The sequence below is a fragment of the Bacillus sp. H1a genome (assembly GCF_000633475.1).
Lineage (GTDB): Bacteria > Bacillota > Bacilli > Bacillales > Bacillaceae_G > Bacillus_A > Bacillus_A paramycoides.
In genome coordinates this window covers 1-9,035 of sequence record NZ_AYMH01000150.1, presented here as the reverse complement: position 1 = coordinate 9,035, position 9,035 = coordinate 1, and the positions used below count along the sequence as shown (strand labels likewise).

General features: G+C 38.1%; 13 protein-coding genes and 1 pseudogene. 2 read left to right on the top strand and 12 right to left on the bottom strand.

Translation table 11 applies throughout. The annotated features are described in order from the left end of the window. Positions 1-10: 10 nt before the first annotated feature. Positions 11-193, bottom strand: a complete 183-nt coding sequence (locus U860_RS0130845; protein WP_025151478.1) for a sporulation protein Cse60 — start codon at positions 191-193, stop codon at positions 11-13. Position 194: 1 nt separating this feature from the next. Next, a complete protein-coding gene (locus U860_RS0130840) occupies positions 195-431 on the bottom strand; it encodes a DUF2553 family protein (protein WP_002173838.1) in 237 nt (78 codons plus the stop codon). A 264-nt stretch (positions 432-695) separates the two neighbouring features. On the opposite strand from U860_RS0130840, the gene U860_RS0130835 reads away from it, so the two are divergent. Continuing rightward, positions 696-1,190: a CarD family transcriptional regulator gene (locus U860_RS0130835; protein ID WP_029953238.1), complete on the top strand. Its 495-nt coding sequence runs from the start codon at positions 696-698 to the stop codon at positions 1,188-1,190. A 76-nt stretch (positions 1,191-1,266) separates the two neighbouring features. Here the strand turns inward: U860_RS0130835 and U860_RS0130830 are convergent, their stop codons facing one another. The 7 genes from U860_RS0130830 to glp form a co-directional block, all read right to left on the bottom strand. Continuing rightward, positions 1,267-2,052 carry a glucose 1-dehydrogenase gene (locus tag U860_RS0130830; protein ID WP_025151476.1) on the bottom strand — a complete coding sequence of 262 codons (786 nt, stop codon included), beginning with the start codon at positions 2,050-2,052 and terminating at the stop codon, positions 1,267-1,269. A 13-nt stretch (positions 2,053-2,065) separates the two neighbouring features. Continuing rightward, the gene (gene glcU / locus U860_RS0130825; protein ID WP_025151475.1) at positions 2,066-2,923 is read right to left on the bottom strand and encodes a glucose uptake protein GlcU; all 858 of its coding nucleotides are present in this window, start codon (positions 2,921-2,923) and stop codon (positions 2,066-2,068) included. A 33-nt stretch (positions 2,924-2,956) separates the two neighbouring features. After that, entirely contained in the window at positions 2,957-3,379 is a 423-nt protein-coding gene (locus tag U860_RS0130820) for a DUF3888 domain-containing protein (RefSeq protein WP_002173842.1), read from the bottom strand. 93 nt (positions 3,380-3,472) lie between these two features. Further along, positions 3,473-3,706, bottom strand: coding sequence for a molybdopterin converting factor subunit 1 (gene moaD / locus U860_RS0130815; RefSeq protein WP_002173843.1), 234 nt, complete (start codon positions 3,704-3,706; stop codon positions 3,473-3,475). Between the two features lie 2 nt (positions 3,707-3,708). Continuing rightward, positions 3,709-4,173 (bottom strand): molybdopterin synthase catalytic subunit MoaE, encoded by a 465-nt coding sequence (gene moaE / locus U860_RS0130810; protein WP_025151474.1) that lies wholly within the window; start codon positions 4,171-4,173, stop codon positions 3,709-3,711. Then, on the bottom strand, positions 4,170-4,691 hold the full coding sequence (gene mobB / locus U860_RS0130805) for a molybdopterin-guanine dinucleotide biosynthesis protein B (RefSeq protein WP_025151473.1): 522 nt from the start codon (positions 4,689-4,691) through the stop codon (positions 4,170-4,172). Before mobB ends, moaE begins: the two co-directional genes overlap by 4 nt. After that, the gene (gene glp, locus U860_RS0130800; RefSeq protein WP_025151472.1) at positions 4,655-5,944 is read right to left on the bottom strand and encodes a gephyrin-like molybdotransferase Glp; all 1,290 of its coding nucleotides are present in this window, start codon (positions 5,942-5,944) and stop codon (positions 4,655-4,657) included. The genes mobB and glp overlap by 37 nt, the downstream gene beginning before the upstream one ends. An 83-nt stretch (positions 5,945-6,027) precedes the next feature. Between glp and moaC the strand changes: the two genes are divergently transcribed. Continuing rightward, the gene (gene moaC / locus U860_RS0130795; protein ID WP_025151471.1) at positions 6,028-6,513 is read left to right on the top strand and encodes a cyclic pyranopterin monophosphate synthase MoaC; all 486 of its coding nucleotides are present in this window, start codon (positions 6,028-6,030) and stop codon (positions 6,511-6,513) included. 41 nt (positions 6,514-6,554) lie between these two features. Here moaC and U860_RS0130790 read toward each other — a convergent pair whose 3' ends face one another. The 3 genes and pseudogenes from U860_RS0130790 to U860_RS35720 all read right to left on the bottom strand — a co-directional run. Continuing rightward, positions 6,555-7,568 carry a molybdopterin-synthase adenylyltransferase MoeB gene (locus tag U860_RS0130790; protein ID WP_002138701.1) on the bottom strand — a complete coding sequence of 338 codons (1,014 nt, stop codon included), beginning with the start codon at positions 7,566-7,568 and terminating at the stop codon, positions 6,555-6,557. 16 nt (positions 7,569-7,584) lie between these two features. After that, complete coding sequence (gene moaA / locus U860_RS0130785; protein WP_025151470.1) at positions 7,585-8,598, bottom strand: GTP 3',8-cyclase MoaA; 1,014 nt, start codon at positions 8,596-8,598, stop codon at positions 7,585-7,587. Positions 8,599-8,726: 128 nt separating this feature from the next. Next, positions 8,727-8,900: pseudogene (locus U860_RS35720) on the bottom strand (hypothetical protein); the annotation flags it as partial. Between the last annotated feature and the right edge of the window lie 135 nt (positions 8,901-9,035).

The following is a 9,035-nucleotide window of genomic DNA, read 5'->3' as shown; positions in this document are numbered from 1 at the left end:
CAGCTCTTTTTTATGCTTTATAAACAATCATCGCTGAAAAACAATAAATTTGATTTTCATCATCATTAATTGAAACACCAACTTGATACTTTATATCTACAAAATTCCCATCATCAATTTTTTTCAAAAACACATTTACAACGTCTTCTAAATCCTTTTCATGACTTTCATCAAACACTTTCACACGAATCATGTTAACACCATCCTAGATCGCAGCCCTCCGCCGCTTGATTATTGCCACGGTGCGTATCTATGATGCGATAAAACTTTCCGTCTTCATATATATATCCGTCTTCTAACACATATTGTTTATCTTCAGTATAGACATAAAACTTACCTATCATAAATTTACTCGTATATAATTCCAAATAATCTGGCCTAAATTTAGCTACAACTTTATTTGTAATATCAATCCTAATTGTGCGCCCCACCTTCTCTCCCTCCTCTACAAAGAACGGATTTAGGTATATTGTATTAGCGATTTTACATTTTATGCTTAAAAATAAGTGGATATGCCCTCTTTCTTCCCCTGTACTATTTTTCTAAAAAAATTCCCCGTATTTATTCAACATATAAGAGCAAAAAAAAACATAAAAACCCACTTTTATATATTGACTTCAATATATTTTTTGTGATATTATATAAAATTTGACATTTTCACTTCAGTATGTTATCATTAAAAATGGTTACCACATATGGAGGTGGATGATTTGTTTCAAATTGGTGATAAAATCGTTTATCCAATGCACGGTGCAGGAATCATCGAAGCAATTGAAGAGAAAGAAATATTAGGTACTACGCGTCAATATTGTGTTATACGCATCATTAGTAAAGATATGCAAGTAATGCTTCCGATGGATCAATTACAAAAATCAGGTATACGTTATATCGTTGATAAGGATACATTAGATGGTATACTTCTTGAATTTCATCATGGGGAATCAGACCCATCACTCTCATGGAAACAAAGATATACAATGAATATGGAAAAAATGAAGAACGGCAACCTTCAAGATAGCGCAGAAGTTGTTCGTGATTTACTTCGCCGTAATAAAGAAAGAGCATTAAATGCGAGCGAAAAACAAATGCTAGATAATGCGCGCAAAATGGTTATTAGCGAAGTTGCGCTCGTGCAAAATGTCTCAGAACATCAAGCAACAGAATTTCTTCAAGATACAATCAATCACTAATTTTAAAAATAGCCGACCGCTATTTTTTTTGCAGAAAAAAGGACAAAGAGATAGAGCTCTTTGTCCTTTTGTTATATTACCCACGTCCAGCTTGAAACGATGGGTATAAAGTCATCCCACCATCTGCAAATAACGTAATTCCGGTTACGTAACTCGCCTCTGCTGAAGCAAGCCATGTTGCTATTGCTGCGATTTCTTCAGGTTTTCCAATGTAGCCCATCGGAATCATACTTTCTACGTCAGCACGCTGTTTAGGATCAGCAAACTTTTCAGCATTGATTGGCGTATTAATTGCACCTGGTCCAATATTATTGACTCGAATGCCTTTTGGTGCATACTCTAACGCTAACGTTTCAGTCATAAGCTTAATCCCACCCTTACTTGCCGCATAGTGCACGAATAATGGCCACGGGATTTTCTCATGAACACTAGACATATTAATCACGGATCCTTTAATATCGTGTTCCACAAAATATTTAATCGCTTCACGACTTCCTAAGAAAGCACCTGTTAAATTTGTATGAATTACTTTATTCCAATCCTCTAACGGCATTTCATGCGATGGTACAGCATTTTCTATGCCTGCATTATTAATCATAACGTCAAGCGTCCCAAATTCTTTAACAGCAGATTGAATCAAATTTATAACATCCGATTCAACCGTAACATCACCTTTTACAGCAATCGCTTCTCCGCCTATTTTTTTTATTTCTTCTAATACATCGCTCGCTTCTGATTCTCTTGAGCGATAGTTAATAACAACTTTCGCCTTCTCCTTAGCAAAACGTACTCCCATCGCTCTTCCAAGACCAGTTGCTGACCCTGTAATAATGACGACCTTCCCTTCTAAATCGCTATACATTTCAATACCTCCTTTAGCTTTTTGCAACCCCTAGCATAATTCCAGCTGCAATAATAAAAACGATACCAACAACAATCCCAATTAATTGACGCTTCGTTTTCCTTTCACCTAATATAAGAATCCCGCCAAGCGTCGAAATAATAATCCCCATTTGTGAAAGGGAAAAACTTGTTGCGACTCCGACACGCGGCTGCGAAATGAATAAAAACATATTTCCAGCTGCCCAAATTAATCCCGGAAGAATATTTCGAATCGCATATTTATTGAATGGATGATGTTTAAATGTGAGTAAAATCCCGCCTAATACCATACCAACCGCTTGTGGCAATAAAGCTGACCAACCGTTCACGTTAAATAATCGAATAACTACTACGTAAACTAAATATCCGACTGTTGAAATTAATAAAATAATAATTCTCTTTTTAAAATTCCCTGCTTGCTCTGCATTCTTTTCTTCTTCACTTTGGAGTGATGTTAAAATAACACCGATAATAATACAAACAAGCGCCAAAACTCCAAGAACGACTGATATCGTCGTTGACCATTCATGAAACACGATAACCCCAAATAAAGTCGTCGCAACTAATTGAAGCCCTGTTGAAATCGGCATCGTTCTCGAAACACCCATTAAATCAATACTTTTCAACTGATTCGCTTGACCAAGCGCCCAAAACAAACCGGACACGATTCCAACCCCGATAACCGTAGGAGTTAATACTGGCTTCACAAAAATATAAACAACAATCGAGAAAATAAGCGCTCCGAACGTTGTACCGAGCGTTTGACTATAAGGTCCCCCGCCCAGTTTCACGTTAAATAGCACAATACTTCCCCAAAATATGGCTGGTAAAATCGCTAAAAATATATCCATCGCTCATTACCTTTCTCTACAAAATGTCATAGGTTACCGCTCTAAATCATTAGAGTGAGCTTTTATTTTCTCTTTTGTTCGTTCACAAACCTTATCTGCAGTAGCACCAGAAACATTTTTTTCTCGCTCCACTTTTTTTATTTTTATGTGATCCAAATGATCTTCTAAAGTGAGTGTAATACGATCATTCGGCGGATTATGCGCCCCTTGAAATGTAAGAAATTGTATCGTAACTTCAAATCTAGGAACAAACTCATCTTTTTTGCCTAGACGCTTTATATTTGTAACTGAATCACATTCATATTGATCTTCTGTCACTTGCCTTATAACTGAATAATACCGATTAAGTAGCGCACTCTCTAAAAGCTGTTCCTTCGATTCTTTTGCCCAAGAATAGCTTGGAGAAGAGAAGAAAACAGAACATATCATTGCAATCATTACACATATCTTTTTCATAATTCCCTCCTTATTCTATACAATAGTGTTCTCCAAACTGTCATAAAAAAACGACTTCTCCTATTCAGGAAAGTCGTTTTAATGAATCCAATATTAACCACCGCTCACTGGTGGTATTAACGCAACAATATCACCAGATTGTATAGCATCATCTTCATTCGCATACTCTTCATTAATTGCAACCATAATTGGCGCTGACACCGGTACATTATATTCTTTCGCAACAATTTCTTTTAATTGTGCAACAGTAATATTTTCTTCCTCTATTTGTAATTCACTTACTCCTGCTTCTTCTTGCAAGTTCGCAAATAACAATACTCGAATCATATTTATAGCTCCTTCCCAGGCTCTCCTGCTGGATATGGCGTTTTTTCTAATTGATCACCAATCCATGAGTCACCATCTTCCCAAAACTCCTTTTTCCAAATCGGAACAATTTGCTTTATGCGTTCCATAATATATTCATTCGCTTCATAGGCCTCTTTACGGTGTGGTGTTGATACAGCAACAACAACCGCGATATCAGAAATTTGCAGCGTGCCGATGCGATGTGTAATCGCAACATGTGTACTAGGCCACTTCTCCTTCACTTCTGTCCCGATTTTCTGTAGCATCTTTTCTGCCATCGTCTTATAAGCTACATACTCTAAGTATAGTGTACGACGCCCTTTCGTAAACTCCCTAACTGTTCCGATAAATGTTGTGACAGCACCGCATTCACGGCGAATTACTTTCTTTGTCACCTCTTCAATCGAGATTTCTGTATCAATTACTTCATAATACGTATTTGTCATTTCGCACTCCTAACCGTTTGTAAAAACCAGTCTATATACAACTTTTCTTCTGTTATATGAAATACTTTATATTCTTCTCGTAAACTTAATGGAGCATCATGCCACGTAATAACCGCTACTACATTTTCTACTTTATGTAAAAGTTCAGCGTCTTCCGCGGAACGAAGTAACACTACTTTTGGATATTTCTCCGCTTTATACCCCTCTATTAAAATCATATCCACTTCAAAAAATCCGTACAAGCGGATAATTTCTTGCAAGGACCATTCATCCCGCAAGGAGGACAAAGATAGTAATCCAGCGCCTTCTACACTACTTACTACAGCACCAGCTTTTCGGTGTCTTTCACTATCTTTTTGCGCTACTTCGGGAAAACCACCATGGCCGTGATGCTTAATTGTAGCAACCTTCATTTCGCTTTGAGCTAATGCATGTACCATTTTCTCTACAAGTGTTGTTTTTCCACTATTTTGATACCCTACTATTTGTAAGATTGAAGAGGCTTTGCCCACGGCCAATCACTTCCTTGAGAGTATTCTAACAATAATACGGACACTTTCATTCCTGTTTCGAACCCTCTCGTTCCTCCAGGCAACACGATAAAAGCATTTGCATCCGCAAGTGAAGATACCGCACTCGATTTATCTAAACCGACTGGCACCACTTGTAATGACCCATTAACGATCGTCACGTTTGCTCTTACAAAGCGAGTAAACGGATTTGGTTTTGGAAAATCTTTTTGTAAAATAGCGTCCGCTCTGTATATGTGAGGCTCCTTCGCATACAAATACGTTTTCATAATTGGATGCACAAATAATTCGAAACCTACATAACAAGCCGACGGATTACCTGATAAACCGAAGAGTAGCTTTCCATCAACTTCAGCTACTGTCGTTACACTTCCCGGTCTCATCGCTATTTTATTAAAGAGTACATTCGCCTGTAACCTTTCATAAATAGCTGGTAAATAGTCATAATCTCCTACCGAAACACCGCCCGTTGTAATTAAAATATCAACCTCATCCATCGCTGATTTAATAGCTGTAAAACATGCATCTAACTCATCGGCAAGTTGTCCATAATAACGCACTTTCCCGCCAGCTTTCATAATTTGAGCTGCAATCATATAAGAGTTACTATTTCTAATTTTCCCTGGCTCTAACGGCTCATGTACTTCTAGTAATTCACTTCCTGTCGTTACAATACCGACAACAGGCTGCTTTACAACTTTTACAGTGCTATATCCAAACGTCGCTAATAACGCTGCAACACCTGGATTAATTGCAGCACCTTTTTTAACAAGCACTTGATTTTGTTTTATATCTTCCCCTTTAAACGATACGTTGTCACCATTTTTGAAAGGGCGTTTTAACTTCATATATGTTTTTCCGTTCTTCTCGAATCCTTCCGTCAGTTCTAGCATTACGACTGCATTGCAATCTTCTGGAATAGCTGCTCCTGTCATAATACGAACCGCCTGAAAAGCTTCTACTTCTTCTGTGAAAACAGATCCTGCTCCGATTTCTCCTATTACTTCAAATTCAACCGGATGCTCTTGACTTGCTTCTTTCGTATCTTCTGCTCGAATTGCGAAACCATCGTAAGGAGAACGATCAAAATGAGGAACATCGTGATCTGAGACAACATCCTCCCCAAGAATCCTCCCATAACTTTCTGTAATAGAAACTTCTTCTACTTCACCATGCTTAGCATATTTCATAACCCGCTCTACTGCCTCAGCAACTTGAATCGGGATTCGTTTTTCTACCATTGTTTCTCACCTCGTATTTGCAAAATATCTAATCTCGATTACACTTTATATATTAAATAGCAATCACTTCAAGGAGGAGTTCCATGTCTTCATTCACACACTTCAATGACCAAGGGCGCGCTAAAATGGTTGATATAAGTGACAAACAAATAACCGTTCGAACAGCAATCGCACGCTCTAGCATTGTCGTTACAAAAGAAATTCACGATAAAATCTCTCACAATGAAATTGGTAAAGGTGACGTATTAGCCGTTGCACAAATCGCAGGCATTATGGCTGCGAAACGTACTTCTGATATTATCCCAATGTGCCACCCCTTATTATTAAAAGGTGTTGACGTCTCTTTCGATTGGAAACAGTCAGAAGAACAATATCGACTACTCATTGAAGTAAAAGTTAAAACAGAAGGTAGTACCGGCGTTGAAATGGAAGCTTTAACAGCTGCTTCTGCTACCGCTCTTACCGTATACGATATGTGTAAAGCTGTTGATAAAGGTATGATTATTGGCGAAACGTATTTACTTGAAAAAACGGGCGGAAAAAATGGAGATTACATTAGAAATTCTTAATCCTACATTTCTCCTTTGAACCTAAAGGTTTTCCTTTAGGTTCAACCTATGTATCTTGCATATAATCGTTTCGCCACATTCATATCATTCGTCCCATGAATAAATGCTCTGCCATCTGTAAATAAAACAAAACGATATTCTTCCACCAGAAATGATAATAAATACGGCGTGGCCTTTACATCCACACTTTTTTGTAAGCGCTTTTTAATTTCTTCTAAATTAAACCCCTGACGCACACCTGGACGGATTTGAACTGTATTTCGTCCACATAATACTTCTGTTTTCGTTTGTGCTTCAAATGTTAAACTCGGATATGTACGTAGCTTTCCACAAGATAAACATGTATCCTTTTTCTGCCTATTCACTTTAAATGCCATCTGTTGATTATTCCAAAGATCAAATGATAGCATCGTTTCACGAAGTGCCTCAAAATCTTCTACTAATATTTTTAAAGCTTCTGTTATTTGATGCGCAACTACTAATTGTACTGCTGGCTGTATAATACCGGCCGTATCACATGTCGCTCCGCTCGCCGGATGTTCCATTAAACATCGAAAACACGGCGTTTTTCCTGGCAAGATTGTATACGTTACTCCGTAGCTTCCAACGCATCCTCCATATATCCACGGAACGTTATACATCTGGGATATATCATTAATAAGAAGGCGCGTTTCAAAATTATCCGTCGCATCTAATATTAAATCTACACCTTTAATTAACTCTTCCATTTCTTGCACCGTTACATCCGTCACAACCGGTACAATTTCTACTTCGGAATTAATAGCTTTTAAATGTTCTGCGGCCGCTATCGCTTTCGGCTTATAATGCTTTGCATCTTCCTCTGTGTATAATTGTTGCCTTTGTAAATTGCTCCATTCTACATAATCACGATCAGCAATTGTTATTTTTCCAACTCCTGCTCTAACTATTGCTTCTGCATTCGCTGCTCCGAGCGCACCAGCACCGATGACGAGCACGTGCTTCCCTCTTATTTTCCGCTGCCCTTCTTCCCCAACACCAGAAAATAGCATTTGTCTTGAATATCGCTCCTGCATACGACATCCCCCTTTCTTATCCTCCTATATAAGACATTTCAATTTTCGGACGATTTTTCGCACTTTCTTCTGTCCGTTCATCTGAATATCGATCTTTTCTATCCTCCCATACATCTTGTATGGCTTTTAATAAATCATTATCCGAAAGGTTTTCCCTGAGAAGTTTCCTTAAATCCATTCCTTCTGTCGCAAACAAGCAAGTATAAAACTTTCCATCTGCTGAAATTCTTGCTCTCGTACAAGAAGAACAAAACGACTCAGAAACAGAGGTAATAAAACCAACCTCTACATCCGTTCCAACGTATCGATAGCGCTTCGCAACCTCACCAAAATAATGAGATTCAGCTGGTTCAATTGGATATACTTGATGAATCATATCAATCAATTCTTGTTTCGTAATAACTTGATCAAAATTCCATCCATTCGTACTGCCAACATCCATAAACTCAATAAATCTAAGTGAAATTCCTTGTTCTTTAAAATACGTAGCCACCGGAAGTACTTGATGATCGTTCATCCCTTTTTTTACAACCATATTTACCTTCACTTCAAGTCCTACTTCTTTCGCTGCCATAATTCCCTTTAGTACGGGTTTCGTATTAATATTCCGGCCATTAATTGTACGAAACACTTCATCATCTATCGCATCCAAACTAACATTTACTCGGTGTAATCCAGCTTCTTTCAACGCCTTCGCTTGCTTCGTTAAATGAATCGCATTTGTCGTTAATCCTATATCTACTAAACCATCAAGCTTTGCAAGACGTGCGATAAGTTTTGTTAAATCCTTACGGAGCAATGGCTCACCACCAGTAAGTCTAATTTTCCGTACACCGATGCTAACAAATACTTTTGCTAATCGCTCGATTTCATCAAATGTCAGTAAAAACTCATCTTTCAAAAAAGCATAATCAGGCCCAAACACTTCTGCCGGCATACAATACGTACACCGAAAATTACAACGATCAATGACAGAGATGCGCAAATCTTGAAGTGGGCGTCCGAAAAAATCTTTAACCTTTTCCTGCATCGCCACTCTCCCTTTCTGCCAAACTTATACCTATCTTCATTCTATTATAATATATTTTCGAACTGCGATGTTTTTGCTCAAACAAATAAAAAGCCTTGAAGCATAAAAGTTTCAAGGCTCTCCTCTTATTAACTTAAGCGAATAATTGTTAATACCGCTCCCGGTGTAGTCGTTGACAATGTCGTAGAAGTAAGTAAACCATTTAACTGTAAACTAACAGCTGCTCCCGCTGGAAGATTCGCAATCATCGTAGCACCAAAACTAATTGTAGCTACTAACGGGGCATTAATAGTTCCTGATAAAGCTAATCCCTGTCATTCCAGTTGGCACTGGAGGAAAAGTAGGGCCGACAAAATCTGGCGATATTTTAACGCATTATCCGAAAGAAGTCTCCTTCCTCAAGCGTTATGAAGGACAATAGTCCAACGGTAGGTGGG